At 44.9% G+C, this 24,855-nt stretch carries 21 protein-coding genes, 1 tRNA gene and 1 pseudogene; 12 read left to right on the top strand and 11 right to left on the bottom strand.

Annotation, left to right across the window (positions count from 1 at the left end; genetic code table 11):
• Window positions 1-98 precede the first annotated feature (98 nt).
• The 6 genes from QUA20_RS03930 to QUA20_RS03905 all read right to left on the bottom strand — a co-directional run bounded on the left by QUA20_RS03930 (window position 99) and on the right by QUA20_RS03905 (window position 4,674).
• Entirely contained in the window at window positions 99-737 is a 639-nt protein-coding gene (locus tag QUA20_RS03930) for a YcxB family protein (RefSeq protein ID WP_333185571.1), read from the bottom strand.
• 10 nt (window positions 738-747) lie between these two features.
• Complete coding sequence (locus QUA20_RS03925; RefSeq protein WP_333185569.1) at window positions 748-1,401, bottom strand: YcxB family protein; 654 nt, start codon at window positions 1,399-1,401, stop codon at window positions 748-750.
• A gap of 112 nt (window positions 1,402-1,513) precedes the next feature.
• Entirely contained in the window at window positions 1,514-2,401 is an 888-nt protein-coding gene (prmC, locus tag QUA20_RS03920; protein WP_333185567.1) for a peptide chain release factor N(5)-glutamine methyltransferase, read from the bottom strand.
• 152 nt (window positions 2,402-2,553) lie between these two features.
• A complete protein-coding gene (locus QUA20_RS03915) occupies window positions 2,554-3,420 on the bottom strand; it encodes a Tic22 family protein (protein ID WP_333185565.1) in 867 nt (288 codons plus the stop codon).
• Between the two features lie 162 nt (window positions 3,421-3,582).
• Window positions 3,583-3,656, bottom strand: a tRNA-Pro gene (locus QUA20_RS03910).
• Window positions 3,657-4,122: 466 nt separating this feature from the next.
• Complete coding sequence (locus QUA20_RS03905; RefSeq protein WP_172187348.1) at window positions 4,123-4,674, bottom strand: GNAT family N-acetyltransferase; 552 nt, start codon at window positions 4,672-4,674, stop codon at window positions 4,123-4,125.
• A 270-nt stretch (window positions 4,675-4,944) separates the two neighbouring features.
• On the opposite strand from QUA20_RS03905, the gene QUA20_RS03900 reads away from it, so the two are divergent.
• The 12 genes from QUA20_RS03900 to QUA20_RS03850 all read left to right on the top strand — a co-directional run bounded on the left by QUA20_RS03900 (window position 4,945) and on the right by QUA20_RS03850 (window position 19,627).
• On the top strand, window positions 4,945-5,097 hold the full coding sequence (locus QUA20_RS03900; protein WP_333039846.1) for a hypothetical protein: 153 nt from the start codon (window positions 4,945-4,947) through the stop codon (window positions 5,095-5,097).
• Between the two features lie 85 nt (window positions 5,098-5,182).
• On the top strand, window positions 5,183-5,908 hold the full coding sequence (locus QUA20_RS03895; RefSeq protein WP_006631881.1) for a hypothetical protein: 726 nt from the start codon (window positions 5,183-5,185) through the stop codon (window positions 5,906-5,908).
• A 251-nt stretch (window positions 5,909-6,159) separates the two neighbouring features.
• Window positions 6,160-6,393: a helix-turn-helix domain-containing protein gene (locus tag QUA20_RS31925; protein ID WP_445304641.1), complete on the top strand. Its 234-nt coding sequence runs from the start codon at window positions 6,160-6,162 to the stop codon at window positions 6,391-6,393.
• A gap of 746 nt (window positions 6,394-7,139) precedes the next feature.
• Window positions 7,140-7,331 carry a hypothetical protein gene (locus QUA20_RS03890; RefSeq protein WP_333185563.1) on the top strand — a complete coding sequence of 64 codons (192 nt, stop codon included), beginning with the start codon at window positions 7,140-7,142 and terminating at the stop codon, window positions 7,329-7,331.
• Window positions 7,332-7,368: 37 nt separating this feature from the next.
• Window positions 7,369-8,238 (top strand): alpha/beta hydrolase, encoded by an 870-nt coding sequence (locus tag QUA20_RS03885; protein ID WP_333185561.1) that lies wholly within the window; start codon window positions 7,369-7,371, stop codon window positions 8,236-8,238.
• Window positions 8,239-8,537: 299 nt separating this feature from the next.
• On the top strand, window positions 8,538-9,680 hold the full coding sequence (gene hrcA, locus QUA20_RS03880; RefSeq protein WP_425487375.1) for a heat-inducible transcriptional repressor HrcA: 1,143 nt from the start codon (window positions 8,538-8,540) through the stop codon (window positions 9,678-9,680).
• Window positions 9,681-9,788: 108 nt separating this feature from the next.
• On the top strand, window positions 9,789-10,040 hold the full coding sequence (locus tag QUA20_RS03875) for a hypothetical protein (protein ID WP_172187294.1): 252 nt from the start codon (window positions 9,789-9,791) through the stop codon (window positions 10,038-10,040).
• Window positions 10,041-10,204: 164 nt separating this feature from the next.
• Window positions 10,205-11,812, top strand: coding sequence for a methionine--tRNA ligase (metG, locus tag QUA20_RS03870; protein WP_333185557.1), 1,608 nt, complete (start codon window positions 10,205-10,207; stop codon window positions 11,810-11,812).
• 90 nt (window positions 11,813-11,902) lie between these two features.
• Complete coding sequence (locus QUA20_RS03865; protein WP_096831201.1) at window positions 11,903-12,508, top strand: LabA-like NYN domain-containing protein; 606 nt, start codon at window positions 11,903-11,905, stop codon at window positions 12,506-12,508.
• Window positions 12,509-12,712: 204 nt separating this feature from the next.
• Window positions 12,713-13,909, top strand: a complete 1,197-nt coding sequence (gene lptC, locus QUA20_RS03860; RefSeq protein WP_333185555.1) for an LPS export ABC transporter periplasmic protein LptC — start codon at window positions 12,713-12,715, stop codon at window positions 13,907-13,909.
• 1,013 nt (window positions 13,910-14,922) lie between these two features.
• Window positions 14,923-17,721 carry an ATP-binding protein gene (locus tag QUA20_RS03855; RefSeq protein WP_333185553.1) on the top strand — a complete coding sequence of 933 codons (2,799 nt, stop codon included), beginning with the start codon at window positions 14,923-14,925 and terminating at the stop codon, window positions 17,719-17,721.
• A gap of 1 nt (window position 17,722) precedes the next feature.
• On the top strand, window positions 17,723-19,627 hold the full coding sequence (locus QUA20_RS03850; protein ID WP_333185551.1) for an EAL domain-containing protein: 1,905 nt from the start codon (window positions 17,723-17,725) through the stop codon (window positions 19,625-19,627).
• A gap of 107 nt (window positions 19,628-19,734) precedes the next feature.
• Here the strand turns inward: QUA20_RS03850 and QUA20_RS03845 are convergent.
• The 5 genes and pseudogenes from QUA20_RS03845 to QUA20_RS03825 all read right to left on the bottom strand — a co-directional run bounded on the left by QUA20_RS03845 (window position 19,735) and on the right by QUA20_RS03825 (window position 24,669).
• Window positions 19,735-20,256: pseudogene (locus tag QUA20_RS03845) on the bottom strand (Uma2 family endonuclease).
• Between the two features lie 246 nt (window positions 20,257-20,502).
• Window positions 20,503-21,942 carry a signal recognition particle protein gene (ffh, locus tag QUA20_RS03840; protein ID WP_333185550.1) on the bottom strand — a complete coding sequence of 480 codons (1,440 nt, stop codon included), beginning with the start codon at window positions 21,940-21,942 and terminating at the stop codon, window positions 20,503-20,505.
• Between the two features lie 168 nt (window positions 21,943-22,110).
• Window positions 22,111-23,205: an NB-ARC domain-containing protein gene (locus QUA20_RS03835; protein WP_333185548.1), complete on the bottom strand. Its 1,095-nt coding sequence runs from the start codon at window positions 23,203-23,205 to the stop codon at window positions 22,111-22,113.
• Between the two features lie 135 nt (window positions 23,206-23,340).
• Window positions 23,341-23,475 carry a hypothetical protein gene (locus tag QUA20_RS03830; RefSeq protein WP_333185546.1) on the bottom strand — a complete coding sequence of 45 codons (135 nt, stop codon included), beginning with the start codon at window positions 23,473-23,475 and terminating at the stop codon, window positions 23,341-23,343.
• Between the two features lie 414 nt (window positions 23,476-23,889).
• The gene (locus QUA20_RS03825; RefSeq protein WP_333185545.1) at window positions 23,890-24,669 is read right to left on the bottom strand and encodes a calcium-binding protein; all 780 of its coding nucleotides are present in this window, start codon (window positions 24,667-24,669) and stop codon (window positions 23,890-23,892) included.
• Window positions 24,670-24,855: the final 186 nt, after the last annotated feature.

The following is a 24,855-nucleotide window of genomic DNA, read 5'->3' as shown; positions in this document are numbered from 1 at the left end:
TTAGATTGAAGAATTGGGTCTGCGTTTTATTTAAATAATTGTAGCGGCGTTTCCCGATATTGTGGTGCAGCAATTCTTGGAAATCCCACAATTGCTCTTCACCTTGAGATTTTAGATTTTAGATTGAAGAATTGGGTCTGCGTTTTATTTAAATAATTGTAGCGGCGTTTCCCGATATTGTGGTGCAGCAATTCTCGGAAATCCCACAATTGCTCTTCACCGCTGAATGCACGCTTGGGTATAATAAAAGTCGATTCTGGCACAGGATAGAGGGATGGCACCGGATAGATTACTAATAAATTTATGGTTTCAGTAAAGAATTCAAAATTTTCCCATTTAAAAGTCCCTTGCCAACTAGGAGTATTAAGTACCAGCCCTTCTCCTATCACTTCCACAGTCATAGGTTGCCCGCAGTTCGCAGAATTGGCGATGCTCGGCATCTCTCGCTCTCGATCTACGCCTATGTCGGATTTCACATCATATATTTCATATATTTCTTCTACGCCTGTCTGCACAAAAATTTTACAAAAAATAGGCAGGCACAACAAAATAACGCCCACCACTAAGAAGCCGTTCTCTTGCGAGAGCATTCCCATCACAAGAAAAAAGAGTCCTATTAACAATACCCACTTATGAATGGTTCGCTTTTCTGATTTTTCAGCTTCTGAGGTTTTTTTTAAATTCTCCAAACGAGGTTCTTCGTAATCATTATCATTCAGTTGAAACTCAAAGTTCATTATTTTTAATTTAAACGTGAGGAACTTGTGGAATCTTGGTGTATAGCCATTCTCTAAATACTTGACGCTGCTCTCGGTTAAATGCCTGTTTAGGGAAAAAATGCGGGATGTTGGAAGAATCGTAAAAATAGATAGCGAACAAATTTTCTGTCTCTAGGAAGTGCGAGTAAAATTCCCACTTGACTTTGATGTTAACCTTTGCATTTTTAAACTCCAGTCCTGATTCCGTCACTTGTAAACTAACAAGTTCGTGCCAAAAATTAGTTCTATCTATCCACCTACCGAGTTGAAAGGCTCCAAAAAATTGAGAGATCCAATAAACAAGTTGTAAAATTGTCCAGAATAACAAAAAAGGCTGCAATGAAATCTCCCCTTTGAGCGCAGATTTAATATCCAAAAAAAGCAAAAGCCAAAAGAAACCTTTATCGAAGGACATGATATTGCGCCGCTCTAGCAACTTCACAATAGGGATGTAGCAGATGCCAACACCGATAATGAAATAACCCCAAAGGGGATTTGGGCCAGCGATAATATAGACAATTCCGCCCCCCACAATAAGTACAGATCGAGTCCAAAACTCGACTTCCGAGAAAGTCTCTAATTTTGTGGAAATTCTACTAGCTTCTAAATATTCTTTGAACGTAAACTGGTATTCTAGCTTCACAGTGATACCTCTTGGGTGCTGAGTGCGATCGCAGTTTTTACCCCAACTATAATCTCTCAAAATTAAGCAAGTATGCACAGTCGAGAAATTATCTCTTTGCTAGCCTTGCTCCCTACCGCCGATAGGCTAAAGCAAACCGATCGATTCCTGCTAAATCAGAAAATATCTGAACTTCACGGTAACTCCCGTGACTTTGCAGCATATCAGCTACCGCCTCAGCTTGTCCAGCCATCATCTCAACCAGCCAAACTCCCCCCGATTCTAAATAATCGGGAGCCGTTTCTACCAAATGCCGGATGCACTCTAACCCATCAAAACCGCCGTCTAAGGCCAGATGAGGTTCGTGTTGGACAACTTCCGGTTGCAGAGTCAGCACCGTGCTGCTGGGGATGTAAGGGGGGTTAGACACCATGCCGCTGACTTGACCTTTGAGAAATGCTAACGGTTCCCACCACAAACCTTGATAAAAATTAATTCGCGATCCAAAACCCAAATTCTCAGCATTGAATCGAGCAACTGCCAAAGCTTCCGAACTGCAATCTACCGCATAAATCCTAGCATTTGCCAACGCACAAGCTAAGCCGATCGCGATCGCCCCGCTGCCCGTCCCCAAATCCACCCAATGCGATTTTGGATTAACTGAATAGCTTTTAAAAGCTTCTACAGCCAAATCGATCAGCAATTCCGTTTCAGGACGCGGAATTAGCACCGCCGGCGTTACTTTGAGCGAAAAATGCCGCCAATGTGCAACTCCCGTTAAATACTGCACCGGCACCCGTTCCTGCAAGCGCCGCTGCCACAATTGAGTAAGTTCAGATAAAGACAACTTTAATTCAATTTTTGGCAAATCTTTAAACGACTCCAAACGCAGAGCCAACCTATCCAAACCAGCCAGCTCTTGCAGCAGCCAGTCGATTTCTGCTAGGGGAATGTCAGAGGCGATGGCCTCCGCCTTAGCTTGATTCACCCACTGCCAAAGCTCTAAACCAGAAACAAACATAGGACTTTTTAGTAACAGGTAATTGCTAATTACTAATTGGCAATTGGTAATTCTAATTAATAAGTAGAATTGATAAATAGTAGGTTGAATCGAGAAACCCAACCTACTAACTAAAGACTGATGACTGATGACTGATGACTGGTGGCTAACTATTAGCGAGCCGGTCGAGCTGGAGCCGGAGAGGCAGGAGCCGGCCGAGCAGGAGCCGGAGAGGCAGGAGCCGGTCGAGTTTGATTCGGAGCAAGCTGTGGATTTTGGCCCGCACCGGCAGGTTGGAGCGATCGCACAAATTCCAGCGACTCCCGCGAGGGAATCAAAATCATTTGGGTCAAAAACGGGTCGTTCTCAGTGCGCAAAGCTTCCAAAACGCTCTCCAAGTTCACCACCTCAATCTTAATTGCGGCAGTCACGTTCGGCTGCTGCTGCTTAAAACGATCGACCATTCCTTGCAAATCCTCCTTGTTAAAAAACAAGGGAATCACCTCTTGTTGACCCCGCTGAATCGTCAAATAACCATTTTCCGCGCCGCCTCTGGCTAAAAACAGAGGTACACCGTTGAACTCGTTAACTTGTTGACCAGTCTGCTGAAGTACAGTTTTAGCCGACTGCACCTGCACCGGAGCCGGAACGAAAGCAAATTGCACCTCCTCCGGCTTGCCTTTATTTGCTTGAGTGAGCTGATAAATTTCCCCCAGCGACACCGGCATCACGCGCACCGACGCCGCCAACTGAGGATTTTTGGTTTTCAGTTGATCGACAAAAGCTTGAGCATCTTTCTGGCTGATGAAAATTCCCGCCACGGAAGCATTACCAGTTTGACCCTGACCCTGCTTGGGAACAGAAGCGATCAGGGGCGCACCCTGAGCGTCTGTAATCGTAAATACTGGCACCGATCGCAATTTTTCCAAAATTTGCGGTTCCGGCAGTGCCAGTGCAGACATCTTGCCAATTGGGGAGGGGCCCAGCAGAGCGCTGCCGACAATTCCCAATATTGCGCCCAAACGAACTAATGATTTCATGTTTTTTCCATCAGGAACGATCCTGAAACACATTAACGCAAAGACTCGCGCTTTCACACGATCGGCAAAAACTGCCTACGTTTTGATTTTGACCAAATGTTTTGACCAAATGTAAACATCAGAGGCAGTTTTTGCTTCAATCTATTATTTAACATTATTCGATCGGGATGACAGGATTTGAACCTGCGACATCCTGCTCCCAAAGCAGGCGCGCTACCAAGCTGCGCTACATCCCGGTGTTATAGTTAGCTAACCTCTAACAATTAACGCACAAAATCGCTAGCTTGTCAAGTTTTTTTAAATATTTAGCTCTTGATGCAGCTAAGGCAAAGTTTTTTTCAGGTTGTGCGGTTTGACCCCACCCAAAAACGGATACCGTGCCACGTACTTCTGTCGTGAGCCGCCCACAATTTTAGACTGTTGTTCAACCTCCCAGATTCATCTGTGGAATAAATGTCAAATCTCAAATAGTTCGACTGAGCGCTCACCGTCGAGTCGCGATCGCCGAACGTCTCGCCGAAGTCTCACGCCGAAGTCTCAAATCTCAAATCGACTGACAATAGTTGCACAGCTTCATAACTGCCCTGCTGCCGGGATACATCCAAGCGTAACTGACCCCAGCGCACAGGTGCAGTCGGTGTTGGCAGCGTTAATATTGTATGGTATTTCCTCAACAAATCAACGCCGACCTGCACCTCTGGGCTAATCTGGATACCAAAACATACCTTTAATCCCCTCTGGATCGGACATAAAGCCCAAATTGCGGTAAAAATCCACCACCTGAGGGTCAGCAAATAAGGTAATGTTGCTGATATCTTCACTGCGGAGTTTTTTAATGATGTATTTCATCAGCGCCTTGCCCATGCCTTTGCCCTGGTAGTCAGGATGAACTACCACATCCCAAAGCGTGGCATTAAAAGCATGGTCTGAAGTCGCTCTGGCGAAACCCACCAGCCGTCGCTGGCTGCCCCGCATCTCCCACATAGAGACGACTAGGAAGCTGTGCTGAATAGCTTTTTTGACTTTACGCAGGGGACGGCGGGACCAACCCACTGCATTACAAAGTTCTTCGAGTTCGTAGAGGTCAATGTCCCGATCGCAACTGAAAAAGATGCGAGCGTTGCCGCTGGCGGGTTTGCGAAACGTTGGGGAAAGCGGATCGCCTAACCCAACAGCCACATCTTCCTCAAAATCCGCTGTTTGGGGTACAGAGGCAGACTCAGAACTACTAAATAAGTTTTTCCAAAAACCCATGCAGGCGCGGTTAAGGTAGTAGAAGTTGGACGACGAGAAAGAGAACCAGACAGATAAACCCACTCCGATCGGCGTAGGATCAATTGCCGGTAGCCTCTTGAGGAACAGTTTACGGTACACTCATCTTACGCCGAAAACAGGGATTTGTCGTCCAACATTGAGTCTGCGCTTTTTTGATTCTGTCAATTTTGGTAGAACAGTTCTGCTAGCCAGTGCCCGGACAACCCGCTTTTAAGGTAAAATTTGTTGCCGAACCAGGACAGAGGCATTTTGGGAAATGCTTCTTTTGAGTGCCGCCGATCGCGCCGGAACTTATACCCTTGGTGGGAAATACCACTGGAATGGCGCAACGGTGACATTCTCGTGATAAGTTCTCAGACAGATTTGACTTTTGCTTTTAGTGAGGAGACGGGCACAATTTAAGTCGAATCGTCGAATCGAAAATCCCATTGCCATAAGGCATGGAAGAGTCAATACCTATTATATTTCCCGCACCTTCTCCTCAATTATGGCTTCGGGTTTAAAACCATCTACACTAGAACTTCTCAAGCGCTTTAACCGAGCGTTTCCGCAGTTTTATGAGCAATTTGTCAGCAGCGAAATCCAGTTGCAAAACCTCAAATTAGCTTACCAGCTTTACAAAACTCGGCAAGCAGTCATCGAAATCCGAGCCGAAGGTAACAAAAGTGCCCTGCATTTTGCTTACCGGAACCAGTCTTTTCTATTGAGCGATATTTTTGGAGTGCTCGCCGCCTACGGACTGACGATTCACAGTCTGAGTCTGTACGGTCAAATTTACCCGCCCATGCTGGTATTTATCAAATTGGTCGTATCTCGCGGTGGCAAGGTACTGGCAGATAAAACAGCAGAAAACGTCTGTAGAGCCGTTCGAGAGGCATTGGCGGGGCATTTTGAGGTTGAAGAGATGTTGGCGGTTGAATTTAATTTAGACGCGGGTTTGGAAGATGTGGCAACTGAATTCTACGTCGATCCGGTTTTCCACTTGCCAGCTTTGCTCATTGAAGCAGATAATCAACCGGGACTTTTTTACAAAGTTATGTATGCCATCTGGCAAGAAGATTTGTTGGTGGTAAATGCTAATTTGCTGGTTTGGCGGGGGCGAACTCGCCTGATTCTTTACTTGTTGGGGCCAAATGAAAGTTTAATTCCCGAGTATCTGGGGCAGAAAATCGCTGAGGGGGTACGACAAAGATTGCTGGGCGAGCGATTTTAGGGCAAGCTGCCGAGTGCTAAATAACTAGATTTACATAAGTAGACATTAGTTTGCAGAAGTTTTCCAGTGACATAGGGTTAAAAGCTCGGCAAGATTGTTCGTACAAACGAGTATAGATAGCGGTTCTCATAAAAATGAGATAGGCCTAAACAATCGTGTTGTCAAGCTTTTTAAGTTTGATTGCGTACCTCATCTACCAAAGAACCGCCATAATAGAAAAGACGTGCGAGATCAATACGGGAGTTTAAAAAGTGCAACTTTCGTTTAAGACCGAATTAAAACCTAATAATCAACAGGTGGCTCTATTCCGTCAACATAGTAGAGTAGCAAGACACGCTTACAATTGGGCGAACGGGATAATGCTAGAAGTATTGGCGTTGCGAGCAACAGATAAAACCGTAAAAATTCCTAAACCTATCAAATTACCAAAACGTTTTGTTGTAGCTGAAATTCAAAGTATTTACCCGTGGTATTACAAGAGTTAAAAACTATCATCACAGCAAGCATTAACTGATTAATGTGTTTTTTTATAGCGCCAGGTACAAAATCTCAACCAAGAATTAGCAACGATGGTAAGCGTATCAAGCTCCATAAAATAGGTTGGGTTAGACTGTGCGAAACCTTACCCATTACAACCGCACACAATTGCGTAATTAGTCGCACCGCTGACCGATGGTTGATAGCGGTAAGATATGAGATATAATCGCCCATAGTCGAGGTAGAACGACTGTCTGTGGGCGTTGATATCGGTATTAAAGAACTCGGTGTTTGCTCTAACAGTCAAGTATTTGGTAGCCCCAAAGCTTACCGAAAGATGAGCAAAAAGTTGAAGCGCAAACAGCGGCGGTGAGTCGTAAAATCCGATGCTATAACCGTCGTACAAATTCAGTAAATAAGCTGGTAAAACTACACGTAAAAGTAGTCAATGTCCGCAAAAATGCGCTCATAAACTTACGTATCACCTAGCCAAAAACCGCGACAAAGTAAAATAAAAAAATGAGTAATTAAAACTTTTTTAAGCAATTAACATCTAGCGGTATAATAGCCGAATATTAGATGTAGAAAAGCAAAATTTAACTAAAAAAAACAGCAAAGTTTTGATCTCGACAAACACTGATAGACCGATGGTTTTCCTGTTTTAAAATTTGCTAAAATTGTGGAGATAATCGCCACAAAATGCCATTGAAAAATCGCGTTTATGTATGTTCCCGGTAATACACCCGACATAGATTTGAATGCTGCAAAAAACATACAACGCTGGTTTGAAGGAATATTTATTACAGGGTGTTCGGATAAAATGGCAAGCTATGCCAAGATTTCCTGTGAAGTGGACAAACATCTTGAGCGTCAGCTTAAGACCGGGTTGAAGCAGGAAGTAAGCGGTAAATCGATAGATTTGAGTCTTTTTGACTTATTTACATAGGTTTACATAGGTATTAGAGAGCGGATAAAATAAAATTATGGCAAAAATCGACATCCTAGGGGTTCGGCACGCTTACGATTTGACGACTCCGACTGCAACTTCTCCGGTTCTGGTATTTGTCCACGGGTGGCTGTTAAGCCGTCGCTACTGGCAACCTTTGACCGATCGCTTGGCACCAAACTATCAGTGCCTGACCTACGATTTGCGGGGGTTTGGCGATTCTCAATCCGACGGAGGCGGCTATACCGGGCCTTCGGAACCGCTAAATTCCTGCTACACTCCCGCAGCTTACGCTCGCGATTTGGCAATTTTATTAGAAAAACTCGATATTTCTTGTGCTTGGCTGGTAGGACATTCTCTGGGCGGTACGATCGCTCTTTGGGGAGCCAGCCAATTGTCCGATCGCGTTAAAGGTGTCGTCTGCATGAATGCAGGCGGCGGCATCTATCTTAAGGAAGAATTCGAGCGGTTTCGAGCGGTCGGCAAGCAGCTAGTGAAAATGCGTCCCGGCTGGCTGTCTCACTTGCCTTTAGCAGATTTCGTGTTTGGCCGGGATTCTGTAGCCAGCTCGATCGGTCGCTCCTGGGGACGGCAGCGCTTGAGAGATTTCGTGAGAGCTCATCCAGAGGCAGCTTTGGGGGCTTTATTGGACTCGACCACAGAACCGGAAATTCACCTCTTGCCACAAATTGTGTCCCAACTAAAGCAGCCTGTTTATTTTATTGCCGGCACTAAAGACAAAATTATGGAACCCAAATACGTGCTGCATTTGGCTAGCTTTCACTGGATGTTCCAAGGTTGCGGCGAGAATGTCCTTGAGCTACCCGATTGCGGCCATTTGGCAATGGTGGAACAGCCGGATGCAGTGGCTAGTTACCTGCAAAATATTCTGCAAGAACACACTTAAAGGGCATTGCGTAAAGCGAAACCGAGGAATGGGGCATTGGGTAGAGATCGGGTTCGGGAAAGCGAAGCTTCCCAAATTGAAAGTTACAAGTTAAAAGTTAAAATATTTTTCCCTGTTCATTCCCTCAACATCGATCCGTAAAATCCCGTAGACAATCCGTAAAATCCAGTACACAATCCGTTGCTGAACTTCCTTCGCCTAAATCTGTTATCTTAAATAGATAACTCTGCCCGATCGCCCTTAAGGACAGAGCTTCTGACTCGATAGTGGCAAATTGTCTCAATACTAATTCTGCTTAAATATCTGTGCGCGTTAACCTCACCGATCGGCAACAACACATCCTTTGGGCAACGGTTCGCCACTACATAGCAACAGCGGAACCCGTTGGCTCAAAAGCTTTGGCTGACGAATTCAACCTCAGCGTCAGCCCAGCTACAATTCGCAATGCGATGGGGACTCTTGAAAAAGCTGGATTGCTCTATCAGCCCCACACTTCGGCAGGACGAGTCCCCTCTGACTCCGGCTACCGAATTTACGTAGACCAGTTAATTCAGCCCTCTGATACGCTGGCCCGCAAGGTAGAACAGGTACTCGACCAGCTCAATTGGTCGGACGGTCGCATGGACGCCGCACTCCGCGGCGCTGCTCAAATCCTGGCAACAATCAGCGGTTACATAGCGATGATCACCATACCGCAAACCAATATGGCTTGCTTGCGCCACTTGCAACTGGTGCAGCTAGAGCCGGGAAAGGTGATGCTGATCGTGGTGACGGATGCCTACGAAACTCAGTCGGTTTTGGTGCAGTTGCCGAGGGACGCAGAAGGTAACAAGCCTGATGTCGAAATCGTCGATCGCCAATTGCAGATTTTGTCGAATTTTTTGAACACCAAGTTGCGGGGACGATCGCTCTCGGAACTCTCGACTGTAGACTGGAGCGAGTTAGACCGGGACTTTGAACTGTACGCTGAGTGGATGGGAACGATGCTGACTGCTTTGAGCAGCCGCCAAAGCAATCCAACCTACACGCGGATTCTGATCGGCGGTTTGGCAGAAGCGCTGCGCTTGCCTGAGTTTTCGCAGTTGCAGCAAGTTCAAACCCTGGTGCAACTGCTCGAACAAGAGCAAGAACTGCTTTGGCCTTTGATTTTTGAATCGCCTGAGTTGGACACCCCCGGGAAGCGGGTAACAGTGCGTATTGGTTCGGAAAATTCTTTAGAACCAATTCGTGGCTGTACTCTGATTTCTTCGACTTACCGCCGGGGATCGGTGCCGGTGGGTAGCGTTGGGGTTTTGGGGCCGACGCGGATGGTTTACGAAAATGCGATCGCGGTGGTGGAAGCTGCTGCGGATTATTTGTCAGAAGCTATTGGCGGAAATCGAGTTAGTTTTCCTGATGGCGATCGAGGGCGATCGGATAATCCGTTGTTAGATGCACCCTAATTTGATAGCCTCAAGCTTAACTGGCTTGGGGTTTTATTATCTGTGGACGCACTCGCAACCTTTATAAACCGGGTTTTGTGAGAAAAAACCTAGGCTTTTATACTCTTTTTGACACAAGAAACTAAAGCTTTGCGCTTGACGAGAGAGTTTTGTAAACAACCCGGTTTCTGCGTCCAGTCGAACGGCGGGTTTAGCGGCTCAAGTGAGGAGTTTTGGTGCAAACCGGGTGCGCGATCGCCGACTCTATGGATGGTGGCGAAAAATGAATTGAGGACGCGGGAGCGGCGATCGCGCGGAACCCGAATCCAGCAAAATGTCAAAATATTAAGACATTTTAGAGAGTTTGTCAAAAAGAACTAAAAAAGATTAGTGTTGATATGAAAGCGATATTTCTTTTGGGAATAGCCCGGGTTAAACAATTGCAAATAACTTGCAGTATATTTGGCTTCATTGCCACTTCATAAAAAATTTAACCGCTGAGTTAAGATCGAAACGAGATTTAGGGAATTTTCTTTTAGCATTCAATGAAATCGACCGATAAAACTAAGAATACCTTTGCGATCACAACACCTCTGTATTATGTAAACGATTTACCTCACGTTGGCAGCGCATACACGACTATGGCAGCCGATGCCCTAGCCCGATTTGAGAGGCTGCGGGGCAAATCAGTTTTACTGGTGACGGGGACTGACGAACACGGGCAGAAAATTCAGCGGACAGCCGAGAGTTTGGGACGATCGCCCCAAGCTCACTGCGACTTAGTGGTTCCGGGGTTTGAGGCGCTTTGGGAGCAACTCGACATCCAGTACGATCGCTTCATCCGCACAACTTCGCGGCGCCACGAGTACATTGTCAAAGAATTTTTCCAGCGCGTCTGGAACTCCGGCGACATCTACTTGAACCAGCAACAAGGCTGGTACTGCGTTTCCTGCGAAGAATTCAAAGATGAACGGGATTTGTTGCCAGGAAATCGGTGCTCTGTCCACACCAGCAAGGAAGTTGAGTGGCGCGACGAGGAAAATTACTTTTTTCGCCTGTCGCGGTATCAAGACCAACTGCTGGCCTTGTACGCAGAACGTCCCGACTTCATCGCGCCGGAAAGTCGCCGCAACGAAGTGCTGAGCTTCGTCAACTCTGGACTGCAAGACTTTTCGATTTCTAGAGTGAATCTGGCATGGGGTCTGCCAATACCGGTTGACCCCAGTCACACCATATACGTCTGGTTTGACGCTTTGCTGGGATACGTCACCGCTTTGGTAGATCCGGACAGCGACCCGACGTTGGAGAATGCTTTATCTAAATGGTGGCCGGTTGACCTGCACTTGATTGGCAAAGATATTCTCCGCTTCCACGCAGTTTACTGGCCGGCAATGCTGCTGTCAGCGGGTATGTCGGTGCCGGGCGGGGTCTTCGCTCACGGGTTTTTGACCAAAGATGGCAAAAAAATGGGGAAAACGGAGGGTAATACTTTAGATCCCGTCGAATTGGTCAAGAAATACGGCGCTGATGCAGTGCGTTACTATTTCCTCAAAGAAATTGAGTTCGGAGAGGACGGCGATTTTAACGAAACTCGGTTTATCAATATATTGAATGCTGAGCTAGCAAATGATTTGGGAAATTTGCTTAACCGCACGTTAAACATGGCTCGCAAATATTGCGGTGGCTGCGTGCCAAATGTGTCGGGCGAAAACATTGACGGGGACAACCTTCTCAAGGGTATGAGCCTGGATTTGGGCGATCGAGTAGCGGGTTTTTACGAAGAGTTGGCTTTTAGCAAGGCTTGCGAAGCCGTGCTTGCATTAGTGCGAGCCGGGAACAAGTTTATTGACGTGCAAGCACCTTGGAGTTTGTACAAGCAGGGACAGATAGAAAGTGTCGAACAAGTGCTATATTCTGTTCTGGAATCTGTTAGACTAGCATCTTACCTTTTATCGCCGATTATTCCCAATATCAGCAACGCTATCTATCAACAGCTAGGTTTTTCAATTGACTTTAACGATCGGGTTACAGTTAACAGTTTAGCGAATTTTGCAGATCATGCGGCCTGGGGCGCTTTGCCGGCCAACCAAACTCTGGGGGAACCTCAACCTGTTTTTAAGCGGCTCGAACTGCTTGAAACAGTACCTTCATAGTTGGCAGCCAGCGCTTGAGGTGCTATGACAGACTACGAATTAGCAGTTATTTCCTTACCAATCTTTCATAAAAATTGAGGCATAAGAATCATGTTGAATAGAATAGAAAGCAATGACCTTTTTACGCCGGAACAGGTGCTAGAAAATCGGGGTCGAGTAGCAATTTTTATTGACGGCTCTAACCTTTTTTACGCGGCTTTGCAGTTAGGAATTGAGATTGATTACACTAAGCTGCTGTGCCGTTTAACTGCGGGTTCGCGGCTGCTGCGCTCTTTTTTCTACACGGGTGTCGATCGCACTAACGAAAAACAGCAAGGGTTTTTGCTGTGGATGCGCCGCAACGGCTACCGGGTGATTTCTAAGGATTTGGTACAGTTGCCGGACGGTTCTAAGAAGGCGAATTTAGATGTAGAAATCGCTGTGGATATGATGGCTTTAGTGGGATCTTACGATACGGCGGTTCTGGTCAGCGGTGACGGCGATTTGGCTTATGCTGTAGACGCTGTGAGCTATCGCGGCGTGCGGGTTGAGGTGGTGAGTTTGCGATCGATGACGAGCGACAGTTTGATTAATGTAGCCGATCGCTATATCGATTTGGAAATGATTAAGGACGACATCCAAAAAACATCGCGCCCTAATTATGCTTACCGCCCTTTGTCGGGTCTGAGCTTGATGGACGAACACGACGACAGATAGGGATTTCGTAATGGGTAATGGGTAATGAGTAACGGGTAATGGGTGATGGTGAATGGGTTAAATCATTGAAAATTAAAAGTTAAAAATTTAGACAAAACATGACACATTTTTAATTTTTGATTAATTGTTTTTCAATACCCAATTATTAATTCCCAATTACCTATTACCAATTCCCAATTACCTATTACCAATTCCCATTTGCCAATGATTAATCTCAAATCCCAAATCCCCAATCTCAAATCCCCAAAATTGATGCTGCTATTTTTAGCAGCACTGATTTTGGGGGTTGGTGCTTGTGGGGCTCCGCAAGAAACTCAAAAGAACAAATTAGCTGAGGATCTCAAAACTGCTCAACAGTCAAACAGCACTTTAACTTTGAACAAAGTAACTCTAGAGCAAGCAAACGAAAAGGGCGAGACGTTCTGGAAAGTAAACTCGCAAAATGCCGTTTACAGCAAAGACAAAAAGATAGTTAACATTCAGAAGCCTGTGGGCAAATTGTTTCAGGACGGCAAAGAAATTTACGACATTCAGGGAGAAACGGGGCAGGTATTTCAGGAAGGAAATCAAGTTTTTCTCAAAGGTAACATAGTCGCTACTGACCTTAAAAATGGAGTGGTATTGCGGGGAAATGAGTTGGAGTGGCGGCCGAAGGAAGATGTCTTAGTTGTTCGCAACAATTTAACGGGAGAGAACAAACAGGTGACGGCTTCAGCGAAGGAAGCGCGGGTTTTCAGCAGGGCTAAGAGGATGGAGTTATTCGGTTCGGTGGTGGCAAATGTTAAAGATCCGGTTTTGCAATTGCGAACCGAGCACTTAGTGTGGTTTGTGGAACAACAAAAGGTAAACAGCGACAAACCGACTCAAATTGACAAATACAAAGATAAAAAAATCACAGACAGCGGTTTTGCCGACCAAGTAGATGTAGACTTAAAAACCAAGATTGCGACGCTGACCAAAAATGCTCAGTTGATGCCATCAGACCCGCCGCTGCAAATAGAAAGCAGTTTGATGAGTTGGAATTTTCCGGCGCAATCTGTGATATCGCCCGGGCCTGTGAAGGTATTTCACCGCGTGGAAAAGGTGACGATGACTGGGGATACGGGGCGGGGAGATTTAGAGAAAAAAATCTTTTATTTGACGGGAAATGTGGTAGGAATCGGGGAAAAACGTCAAGCTCAATTAAATACCGATCGAGTAACGTGGTATTTAACTAACCAGACTTTCGACGCAGAAGGAAATGTGGTTTACAAGCAACTAAATCCGGTGTTTAATTTGACTGGGCCGAGGGCGGCGGGAGAGTTGAAAAATCAAACTGTGATTGTCAAAGGCGACGGTGGCGGCGGTCAAGTAGTTACGGAATTTGTACCGGACGAGTACAAGGGAACTTTGGGAAAGTAGAGAGGATTGCGATCGCAGATGCAGGCAGATGAGCGCCAATAAACGCAGATCTAATTAAGATGAGATTGAGTAAGGAGAGGTTGGGATGACAACAATTTAGAAACAACCTTAGAAAGGCTTGATGAACCTATCTTAATTGATCGATTAAATTGGAGAGAGTTTAAAGCTGTTGAACTGATTCTCTCGCCTCCGGGGGTGCGGCTGTCGTTTTTAGATGGGGTGTGGGAGATTAGACGTATGCCTGGAAGAAAAAACGAAACTGGCAAACAGCGGATTTCAACGCTATCTCGGTCAGCCCCCTATGTTTCCGGCGATCGCCCGTGCAATCAAATCTTTTTCTGTTTCGCATCTGATTCAACCTGAACTCATGGCACTGTTGAGTTTAGGGTTGATTTAGCTACTATGCACTATAGACTATTAAGCTATTGTGCATCTAGTTTGCCATTTCCTCAGTTTTAGAATCCTTGTGGGACGGGTCACCGATCCCGTTTAAAACCGCAATTAAGCTGGCGTAAGCTTAGGACTTACGCATAGATACCCCAAAGCCCCTTCCCAAGTAGGCTTTCAAGTACCAGTTTTTCAAGCCGTTCCTCTCTTTTTAAGCGCAGGACGAGGGAGGTGGGTTTCAGGCCGTATCGCGCGTAAGCCCTGACTATAATTGTATGCTTAGATCAATTAGGATTGAGGTCAAGACCTACAAGTGAATGGAGGTGTACTCAATATCAATGCAATCTGCACGTAGGCTCACACTGCCACCCCAAGCAAAATATACCGCGTTTGAGATTTAGGGAACTTCAGTCTTAAATGGGGTAGCTGTTTTTTTTTTCATAAATTTGTCAACTGTACCAGTATTAGCTGCTCGTTTCACTCCAGTTATTCAACAATAAGATATTATGAAACCAATTGGCTTTAAAGAGAGAGGGAATCAATAATTTCCCTAGAAGTAACTTTAAATAAGCAACAGTGAGCGACTGTTGTTATTGAAACAATCCACATACTAAAATGACTCCGCCATGACACTAATCGCAAGTGAGCATGAACTTGTAAAAAACCATCAAAAAATCCCGCTGCGCCTCGTCTTAGTCGTACCATTTGTCCTGCAAATCTTTGCCGCTGTGGGACTGACAGGTTGGCTCTCCCTACGCAACGGCAAAACTGCCGTCAACAACGTTACTAGCCAATTACGAACGGAGGTACTCGCCCGCATCAATCAACAACTAAACACTTACTTGGAAACGCCCCACTTGGTCAATGCCATCAGCGTCGATGCCATTCGCCGCTTTGGGTTGTGGAATCCAGACAATATGGGTTCGATGAGAAGTTACTTTTTCTGGCAGCTCAAGCAATTTTCCACCGTTAATTACATCAGTTTTGGAGGAGAAAAAAAAGAATTTGCAGGTGCTGGATATAAGGATGATGGCACTCTTGTTATTGAAATAACCGATCGCTCTACTAATTTTATCGATACGATCGTCAGCGTAGATAGAGAGGGCAACCCGACTCAGTTTAAGGAAACCCACCCAGACTACGACCCCCGCATTCGAGGCTGGTATAAAGCCGCAAAAGTTGCAGGCAAACCCCAATGGAATAAAATTTATCAATATTTTATTCAACCTAGCCTAGGAATCTCCGCTAGCCAACCTGTTTACGACAAAAATGGCACTTTTCGAGGAGTTGTAAGTACCGATCTATTTCTCTCAAAAATTGGCGACTTTCTCCAAAGTTTAAAAATTGGTAAATCGGGAAAGACTTTCATCATAGAACGCTCGGGCTTGCTAGTGGCTTCTTCCACCGCCGAGAAGCCATTTATTAACACCAAAAATAGCAAAAAAACGCAAAGATTAAAAGCGATTGAAAGCAGCGTACCTTTGATCGAGGGTACAGCGAAGCATTTAATAGAACGCTTTGGTAACTTCAACGAAATTGACAGCAACCAGCAACTAGACTTCATCCTAAATGGCCAGCGGGAATTCGTGCAAGTATCCCCATTCCAAGATGGTCGAGGTCTCGATTGGCTGATTGTTGTAGTCGTTCCAGAAGCCGACTTTATGGAGCAGATCAATGCCAATACCCGCAGCACAGTTTTACTCTGCATTTTAGCGTTAGTGCTAGCGACGTTGTTAGGAATCCTCGCCTCCCGCTGGATTACCCATCCTATTTTTCGTTTAAGTAAAGCAAGTAGAGCGATCGCTAGCGGTCAATTAGACCAAGAAGTAGAGGTAAATGGCATAGATGAACTGGGAATTCTCGCTCAATCTTTTAACCAAATGGCACAGCAATTGCGCGAGTCTTTTGCTGCTTTAGAAAATACTAACTCAGAGTTAGAAAATCGAGTAGAAGAACGGACAAGTGAGCTAAAAGAGGCAAAAGTTGCCGCTGATACTGCTAACCACGCCAAAAGCCAGTTTCTCGCCAACATGAGCCATGAACTCCGCACCCCCCTGAACGGGATTCTAGGATACGCTCAAATTATGGAACGCGATAAAAGTACCACTCCTCAACAAAAAGATGCTATCCAAATTATTCACCATTGTGGTTCGCACTTGCTCACCCTGATTAACGATATTTTAGACATTTCTAAAATTGAAGCCAGTAAAATGGAACTTTACAGTTCAACTTTTAATTTTCCTTCTTTTCTGATCGAGGTTGTAGAAATCTGCCGCATCCGAGCTGAACAAAAAGAAATTACATTTAATTATCAAGTATTAAATCAACTTCCTAACGCTGTCAATGCTGATGAAAAACGACTGCGCCAAGTTTTGATTAACCTTTTGAGCAATGCTATTAAATTTACAGAAAAAGGAAGTGTTATTTTTAAGGTAGGTGTAATAGGTAACGGGGAAGACTCCGACCAATCACCACTTACTAAAATTCGTTTTTATATCGAAGATACTGGGGTTGGGATGGCACCAGAACAGTTAGAAAAAATATTTTTACCGTTTGAACAAGTCGGAAATAGCCAGCAGAAGGCTGAAGGCACCGGGTTAGGATTAGCGATCGCACAGAAAATTGTTCAAATGATGGGAGGAGAAATAAAAGTCGAAAGTAGACTCGGTAAAGGCAGCACTTTTTACCTTGATTTAGAGTTGATTGAATCATCCGAATATATTGCTCAACGTTCGAGCAATAATTCAACCAATTTAAGGGGTTTCAAAGGAAATAAAAATAAAATTTTGCTAGTAGACGATAGATGGGAAAATCGAGGTTTTATTAAGAATATTTTAGAAACACTAGGTTTTAAAATTATGGAAGCTTGTAATGGACAAGACGGTTTAGATAAAGCCACTGATTTTCAACCCGATCTGATTATTACAGACTTAGTGATGCCAGTAATGGATGGATTGGAAATGTCCCGGCGCTTTCGGAAGTCATCAGAGTTTAAAGATGTAATATTGATAGCATCCAGTGCTAGCGTGTTTAACTTCGATAGGCAAAATAGCCAAGAAGCAGGTTGTAACGAGTTCCTGTCAAAGCCTATCCAAGTAGAAGAATTGCTAGAAGTATTAAAGATTTACTTGCAAATAGAATGGATTTACGAGCAACCTGCTGATTTGGCGAACGAACAGCAGGAAGGTTTCACTAATTTATTAAATGTTCAAAGTGGTGAGCTGGTGATACCGCCATCAACAGAGCTTGTAGCGCTATTTAATGCGGCTCGAATCGGCGATATTGAAGCTGTGGAGCAGGAAGCCAATAGACTCAAGCAGATACACGGCAACTATCTACCCTTTGCTAATAAACTATTGCAATTTGCCCAAAATTTTGAAGAAAAAGAAATACTAGCTTTTGTAAAAACACATTTGGTAAAATAAAATGCTTACCCCAAAAGACAATGTAATTTTAATTGTTGACGATCACCCGAATAACCTAAAACTTCTGTTCGATTTTTTTAAGGAGTCAGGCTTCAAGGTTTTAGTTGCTAAGGATGGGGAAAGTGCTATTGAAAAGCTACAAGAAGTTTCGCCAAATATCATATTGTTAGATGTGATGATGCCGGGGATAGATGGGTTTGAAACCTGCTACCGCTTAAAAGCATCGGTGGCAACGAAAGATATCCCTGTGATTTTTATGACATGTCTTACCGATCGCGTGGATAAGGTTAAAGGCCTGTCAATGGGGGCAGTAGATTATATCACCAAACCCTTTCAGCAAGAGGAAGTCCTAGCCCGCGTGCAGCTACACCTGAGACTGCGAAATTTGACCAAGACCCTGGAAGAGCAAAATGTGCTTCTCAAAGAGGAAATTGAAGCCCGAAAAGAGGCGGAAGCCGCCTTGCAGAAACTCACTTTTGAGTTAGAGGAACAGGTGGCTTCTCAAACGGCTGAACTTAGACAAGCCTGCAACGAGCTTCAACAGGCTCAAGTTCTGTTGTTGCAAAGGGAAAAAAAATTAGGACATGATGCTTTTCACGACGCTCTAACGGATTTGCCCAACCGTGCTTGGTTTATGAATCGCCTGCAACAGGCGATCGACTTGTCATACAGACGTAAAGATTATTTATATGCGGTGCTATTTATTGACCTCGATCGCTTTAAAGTTGTCAATGATAGCCTCGGACATTTGGTTGGGGATGAATTACTAAAAAGCGTTGCTCGTCAACTGCAAGCTTCTTTACGCCACACAGATGTAGTTGCGCGGTTTGGAGGAGATGAATTTGTGCTCTTGCTAGAAGATATTAAAGATCTTGATGAACCAATCAGGGTGGCCGAACGCATCCAAAACCAATTAAGGCAGCCGTTTAATTTGAATGATTATGAAGTATTTACTCAGGTCAGCATTGGGATTATTCTGAGCACAATGGGTTACGATCGCCCAGAAGACGTGCTCAGAGATGCGGATATCGCAATGTATTATGCTAAAGCTGAAGGCAGAGGGCGTTACGAAGTTTTCGATCCAGCGATGCAAACTGTTGCGATGACACGCTTGCAGTTGGAGAATGACTTGAGAAGGGCGATCGCGCTACAAGAATTTTGCCTTCACTACCAGCCAATTGTCTCGCTTTGTACGGGGCAACTCAGTGGCTTTGAAGCTTTGGTGCGCTGGTATCACCCATCTGGTAAGATCTACCCGCCTGCCGAGTTTATCCCTGTGGCGGAAGAAACTGGTTTGATCAATGAACTAGGGTGGTGGGTTTTGCAGGAAGCTTGTCACCAGATTAGTATTTGGCAGCAACAGTTTCCCCAAACACCTCCCTTGGCGATTAATGTCAATCTTTCCGCCGTGCAGCTCAAGCAAGTAAACCTACTCAATCGAATTGAGGAGCTTTTGCAGCAGACTAGAATTCCAAGCTACTCTCTCAAACTAGAGATTACTGAAAGTTGCATTTTAGAAACAGTATCCAGGGAAGAAAAGATGTTGAAGCAGCTAAAAGCTCTAGGCATTCTGTTGTGTATCGACGACTTTGGCACGGGCTACTCTTCTTTAAGCCGCTTACACGAGTTTCCCATTGATACCTTAAAGATTGACCGCTCTTTTGTCAGCCGCATGGGCGCAGACAACAGTGGCTTAGAAATTATCCAGACGATCGTGACGCTGGCTCGCAGCCGAGGTATGGATATCGTGGCAGAAGGTATAGAAACGCCAACACAGCTACAGAAACTGCGAGAGTTGGGGTGTGAGTTTGGGCAAGGAGATTTATTTTCTAAAGCTGTAGACAGCTTCAAGGCAACCGAACTATTAGGCCGAAAAGTAGGGGTAGTAAGCTGGCATCACATCTAGTTTACCTCGTTGAAAAGGAATTTTCGGTAAACAGATCGATCGCCAAAATGCGTCTATTTTTCAAAAGTTTAAAAAACTGTAGCGGAGGACACGGCAATGCCATTTCCCTACCCCAAAATAATCATTACTTGCCTTAAATTCAACACAAATCCTGGCAATACGTCTTCCCCAGATAACTCGGCAGGATTGATTAATATTTCTACTTCTGCTTGCTGTCGATAAATCTCTACCTGCCTGTTTTGCGGATAGATCGACCAGCCCAATCTGGCGCCGTTGTCCATATATTCCCGCATCTTAGTTTGAAGGGTGGAGAGACTATCGGATGCCGATCGCAATTCTACTACAAAGTCGGGACACAGGGTAACAAAGCCTTTGCGCTGTTTTGGTGTCAAGGCTTCCCAGCGAGTTCGACTCACCCAGGAAGCATCGGGACAAAGGCGAGCACCGTTGGGGAGGATGAATCCAGTAGAAGAGTCAAAGCCTTCTCCTAAATCTTAGTGTGTTTCGCACCAGTTGCCGAGTTGCGTACTGATACTAAGGTTTCTCTGGCCTGATTCTCCTCCTCTAGGTGGATTGACTATTAATTCTCCTTCTGCGGTCCTCTCTAATCTCAAGTCCAGATTTGCCAATGCTAGGGCCTCGAATTGCTAGCTACTGACAAGAAGCCCGATCGAATTTGGCAATTCTATAGATATGGTTTCTGGTTGAGTAGCAGGCTTTTTTCATGTAGAAACTGGCAACAAGAAAAGAGTTAAAGTTTGATAGTTCTTACATATTCCACCAATACTAATAAAGGAATCTCGGACTGGGTGGGGGCAGGTTTACAAGATTATCGGTTTTAGGCAATTATTGTTGATGAAACCCGCCCCCACTTTTTACAACTGTCCGAAACCTTTCTTGGGCTTATCTTTTTTCTTTTTCTTCTTCTGCTGGGCACCCATATAGCCGCGGGAACCGGGCTGCATTCCGGGGCCGCCCATTCCGGGCATTCCGGGCATTCCGGGCATTCCGGCGAAGTTGCCTTGACTCATTTGCTGCATCATGGTGCGCATTTTCTGGAAGTCGCTCACCAGCTTAGTTACGTCGTTTTCAGCGTAGCCGGCGCCTTTGCCGATGCGGCGGCGGCGGGATGGAGAACTTGCTAAAAGTTCGGGATTGCGGCGTTCTTCAACTGTCATCGAATTAATCATGGCTTCGGTGCGTTTTAGCTGCACTTCTCCCTGCCGCATTTGTTCGTCTGAAAGTTTGTTCATCCCCGGAATCATTTTCATGATGCCGCCGAGGGAACCCATATTTTTTAACAGTCTGGTTTGCTTGAGAAAGTCGGTAAAGTCAAACTTTGCCGTGAGCATTTTCTCTTGCATTTTTTCGGCGTCGGCGATGTCGAATTCTTCTTGCGCTTTTTCTACTAGCGTCAAGACATCGCCCATGCCGAGTATTCTCGATGCCATGCGATCGGGATAAAATGGTTGCAAGGCTTCCACTTTTTCGCCGACGCCGACAAATTTAATCGGCGCGCCGGATATTTGCCGGACGGATAAGGCTGCACCGCCGCGGCTGTCGCCGTCTAATTTGGTTAAGATTGCGCCGGTAATGCCAATTTGTTCGTGAAAGGTGCGGGTTAAATTTGCTGCTTCTTGGCCGGTCATGGCATCAACAACTAACAGCGTTTCGTGTGGTTGTACTGTTTGTTTGATGCGGGCCAATTCTGCCATCATGTCTTGGTCGATTTGCAGGCGGCCTGCTGTATCGACGATGATGGTATCAATGCCGATTTGTTTGCCGTGTTCGATGCCTTGGCGGGCAATTTCTACGGGGTCAATGTCTTTGCCTAATTCAAATACTGGTACGTCGATTTGTTTGCCGAGTGTGAGCAATTGATCGATCGCCGCAGGTCGATAAATGTCGGTTGCGACTAGCAGTGCGGTACGATTTTGTTTGCGGAGGTGCAGCGCTAGTTTGGCGGTAGCGGTGGTTTTCCCGGTTCCTTGCAAACCCGCCATCAGGATAACTGTGGGCCCGGATTCGGCTGTGGCGAGGGGTACGTTGGTCTCCCCCATGACGCGCACGAGTTCGTCGTGGACGATTTTGATGAATTGTTGGTCGGGACGGACGCCTGAAACGACTTCTGCGCCTTGTGCTTTGGCTGCGACCTCTCCGATGAAGTTTTTGACGACTTGGAGGTTGACATCGGCTTCCAGGAGGGCGCGGCGGACTTCTTTGAGCGCGTCTTGGATGTTGGACTCGGAGATTTTATTTTGTCCGCGCAGTTTTTTCCAGGTGGATTCGAGTCGATCGGCGAGGGCTTCAAACATAGGGCAATGTAGGCTAGTCAGTCTTTTTTATTTTAGGGCTAAATGGGGCTGTTTGGATTAATGTTTTGCTAATTTTTCAATAATCCTTTCAGGGCGGGCTAGAAGCCCACCCCACAAGCAAATTATTCATGTGTTGTGGAACAGGCATCTTGCCTGTTCTTAAAACTGCTATAAGATGTGAGTTTTTATGTATTCTGCGATCGCTGCTTGAAGTGTGAAGATGGTTCGATCGCCCTTTTCGACTTTTTCAATTAATAACCTCCGTCTCAAGGATTCGACGGCTTTGAGGAATTCTGAAGGGGATAATTCCAGAAGGGCTGGTTTTTTGGAGATTTCGACTGCTTTCATTTGATTTGCCAACCAGGGCATTACTTGTTTTTCGGAGTCTGACAAGCGCTGAAAATGTTGGTGCAATAAATATTCTAAGTCTCCTAAGACTAGGCTATCATAGGATAAAAATTTTGCAACTTTGCCACTAAATAAGTCTTTAATTGCAGCGGCTACTGTATTTAACCACAATGGATTGCCTTTGTAAAACTCAATCAATCCTGACCATTTTTCTGATTCTGCTAAGCCTTTTTCTATAAATATTTCTCGTGCTGGTTCGCCTAAACCATTGAGTTGCAATGTTTGACATTTTTTGCGATCGCCTTCTAATGCTGCAATTTCTCTGGGTTTTTCCCAACTGAGCAAAACTAAGCAACTGTTGTGAGATGATTCTGCTATTTGTTTGAACAAAGTGCCATAATTTTCATAGCCTGGTTGATAGTTTCCTGCTAGTTGTTGGCTGCTGAAGATTGTTTGCACGTCATCGAGTACAATCAGACAGCGGTAGGAACGCAAATAGTTGATTAAATATGGTAATTCAGTTTCTTGCTGCTCCGATAGGAATTTAATTATGTCGGTTTGGAGGGTTTGGAGGGGTAGCGCGTTGCGGAGGGTTCGCCAGATAATACAGTCAAATTCATATTGAATGTGTTGGATTAGTTGGAGTGCGATCGCACTTTTGCCACTTCCGCTTAATCCTAAGATGCTGATGAGACGGGTGCGGTTTTCCAAAATCCCTTGTTTGAGGGTGGAAAGTTCGGATGTGCGATCGAAAAATGTCGAGATTTCTGGTGCGTCGCCTAAGTCGATGCGGGGCTGTTTTGCTGTTGATTGACGGTTTTGGGGAGTTTTGGGCGATCGGGATTTTTCAGGAAAAATGTTAACGTTATGATTAACAGTTATATTCTCGCCTGTTACATTTTCAACAATAGCCAATTGATAATTAGAAAAATTTGCCTTTTATAATACAGCCCTAAAATTTGTTTTAGTAATATCTTTTTTCAATCCTTGAAAAAGTATTTTTCCAATATCCGAGCCTACATTTCTGACATGACTTGAACTTGAGTAAACTTATTGAGCAATTTGCGTGTAAGTTGTGTCTTGTAACGTTCCCCGCAGAATAGCTTCTTGCAGGTAATCTAAATGCTTTCCCGTCTTAGCAAAAATTAGCTCATCTGCTAGTGTTAAAACTTCGGCAATATCCATAGATTAGGGAGAAGCTGGAGTTTACGCAATTTATTATACCTGACATTTCGTACATTTCGTATATTTCCGCCATTGCCAGCATTACTATGCCCTACTTTAGTTGTAGATGTTCTAGGTTAACAACCTCGCACTGCCTCCAGAAACACTTTTAAAGCTTTTTTCCAGACCTTTATAGGCATTTTTCCAAACAAAAATTATAGCTCCAGTTAATGCTTCGACGCAGTATTTTCCCCATTAAACTCGGTTTTTGCGTGCGGGAATGTAAATGAAGATCTAAAGGGATAACTGTTTTAATATAAATTCTGCAAAATAGGGTTGCTTAGAGATAGATTTTCCTCGATGTGTAGGGACACGGCACTGCCGTGTCCCCTACCCGGAACTAGGTATATCGCCCCTCTAATTCCCTACAAATAACTAAGCCAAAAACTGGAATTGAGAACCATTAATTGCCAAAGCAAATGGACTTGCCTGTTCAAATGCACCGACAAGTTCAAAGTTATCCACATTTAAAACAACTCCCAAAATCAGTCCGTCTCTTCGATTGCGAATCACCATATCATTTACAAATCCGTCGTTTTCGTAAGCGATTAGATTGTCGTTTTCAAAGAAAAGGTCTATTTCTGTTAAACCGTCAGTCAAACCGATGCGATCGCCATCGTCAAACCTAAAATCTGTAATGATATCGGCTCCATTGACTCCAAATCCTTCGTTGCTTCTGAGCACAAATATGTCCGCACCGGCTCGCCCCGTGAGCACGTCAACTCCCCGATCGCCAGCTAAAAAATCGTTGCCTTCATTGCCGTCTAAATCGTCGTCTCCTTGCCCTCCCCGCAGGATATCGTTCGCGAACCCTCCAAAGATAATGTCATTTCCGGCGTCGCCCCTAACTACGTCGTTGCCATCATTTCCATCCAGGCGATCGTTATCTTTACCGCCGTAAATTATGTCATTTCCGCCGCCACCGCCGATAACATCATTGCCGTTATTTCCTAACAGCCGTTCGTTGGAATCCGACGAACCTCCTATGGTATCGTTGCCGTCGAGTCCCCAAACTCCCCAGGGAAAAGACGACAAACTTCCATCCTCTACGTCAATTTCATCGGATGTAGCGAATCCCAAAAAACGCGGTCCCCCGCCCGCAAATACAGGAAATCCAGTCAAATCCCCGATGAGATTGTTAGTCGTTAAAGCCATAACTATGTCCTTTCACAAATGCTGTTAGCTGTATTATATATTTTAATTCTTGGATTGCGAAATAGCAAGTTTATTTGGATTGTTTGCCAATTTTTATTTACTAGATTAGTGACTTGTCACCTGCTTGCCAATTACCAATTACCAATTATCAATTACCAATTACCAATTACCAATTACCAGGGCTGT

This window comes from Microcoleus sp. Pol7_A1 (genome assembly GCF_036701085.1).
GTDB lineage: Bacteria > Cyanobacteriota > Cyanobacteriia > Cyanobacteriales > Microcoleaceae > Microcoleus > Microcoleus asticus.
This window is presented reverse-complemented; position numbering and strand designations above follow the sequence as displayed.

Bases quoted from the DNA above. Each gene is read 5' to 3' on its own strand.
- metG (WP_333185557.1), top strand. From the start codon at position 10,205: ATGAAATCGACCGATAAAACTAAGAATACCTTTGCGATCACAACACCT.
- QUA20_RS03905 (WP_172187348.1), bottom strand. From the start codon at position 4,674: ATGGGTTTTTGGAAAAACTTATTTAGTAGTTCTGAGTCTGCCTCTGTA.
- QUA20_RS03865 (WP_096831201.1), top strand. From the start codon at position 11,903: ATGTTGAATAGAATAGAAAGCAATGACCTTTTTACGCCGGAACAGGTG.
- QUA20_RS03915 (WP_333185565.1), bottom strand. From the start codon at position 3,420: ATGAAATCATTAGTTCGTTTGGGCGCAATATTGGGAATTGTCGGCAGC.
- QUA20_RS03895 (WP_006631881.1), top strand. From the start codon at position 5,183: ATGGCTTCGGGTTTAAAACCATCTACACTAGAACTTCTCAAGCGCTTT.
- QUA20_RS03885 (WP_333185561.1), top strand. From the start codon at position 7,369: ATGGCAAAAATCGACATCCTAGGGGTTCGGCACGCTTACGATTTGACG.
- QUA20_RS03830 (WP_333185546.1), bottom strand. From the start codon at position 23,475: ATGGATATTGCCGAAGTTTTAACACTAGCAGATGAGCTAATTTTTGCT.
- QUA20_RS03855 (WP_333185553.1), top strand. From the start codon at position 14,923: ATGACACTAATCGCAAGTGAGCATGAACTTGTAAAAAACCATCAAAAA.
- QUA20_RS03930 (WP_333185571.1), bottom strand. From the start codon at position 737: ATGAACTTTGAGTTTCAACTGAATGATAATGATTACGAAGAACCTCGT.
- lptC (WP_333185555.1), top strand. From the start codon at position 12,713: ATGATTAATCTCAAATCCCAAATCCCCAATCTCAAATCCCCAAAATTG.
- ffh (WP_333185550.1), bottom strand. From the start codon at position 21,942: ATGTTTGAAGCCCTCGCCGATCGACTCGAATCCACCTGGAAAAAACTG.
- QUA20_RS03850 (WP_333185551.1), top strand. From the start codon at position 17,723: ATGCTTACCCCAAAAGACAATGTAATTTTAATTGTTGACGATCACCCG.
- QUA20_RS03825 (WP_333185545.1), bottom strand. From the start codon at position 24,669: ATGGCTTTAACGACTAACAATCTCATCGGGGATTTGACTGGATTTCCT.
- prmC (WP_333185567.1), bottom strand. From the start codon at position 2,401: ATGTTTGTTTCTGGTTTAGAGCTTTGGCAGTGGGTGAATCAAGCTAAG.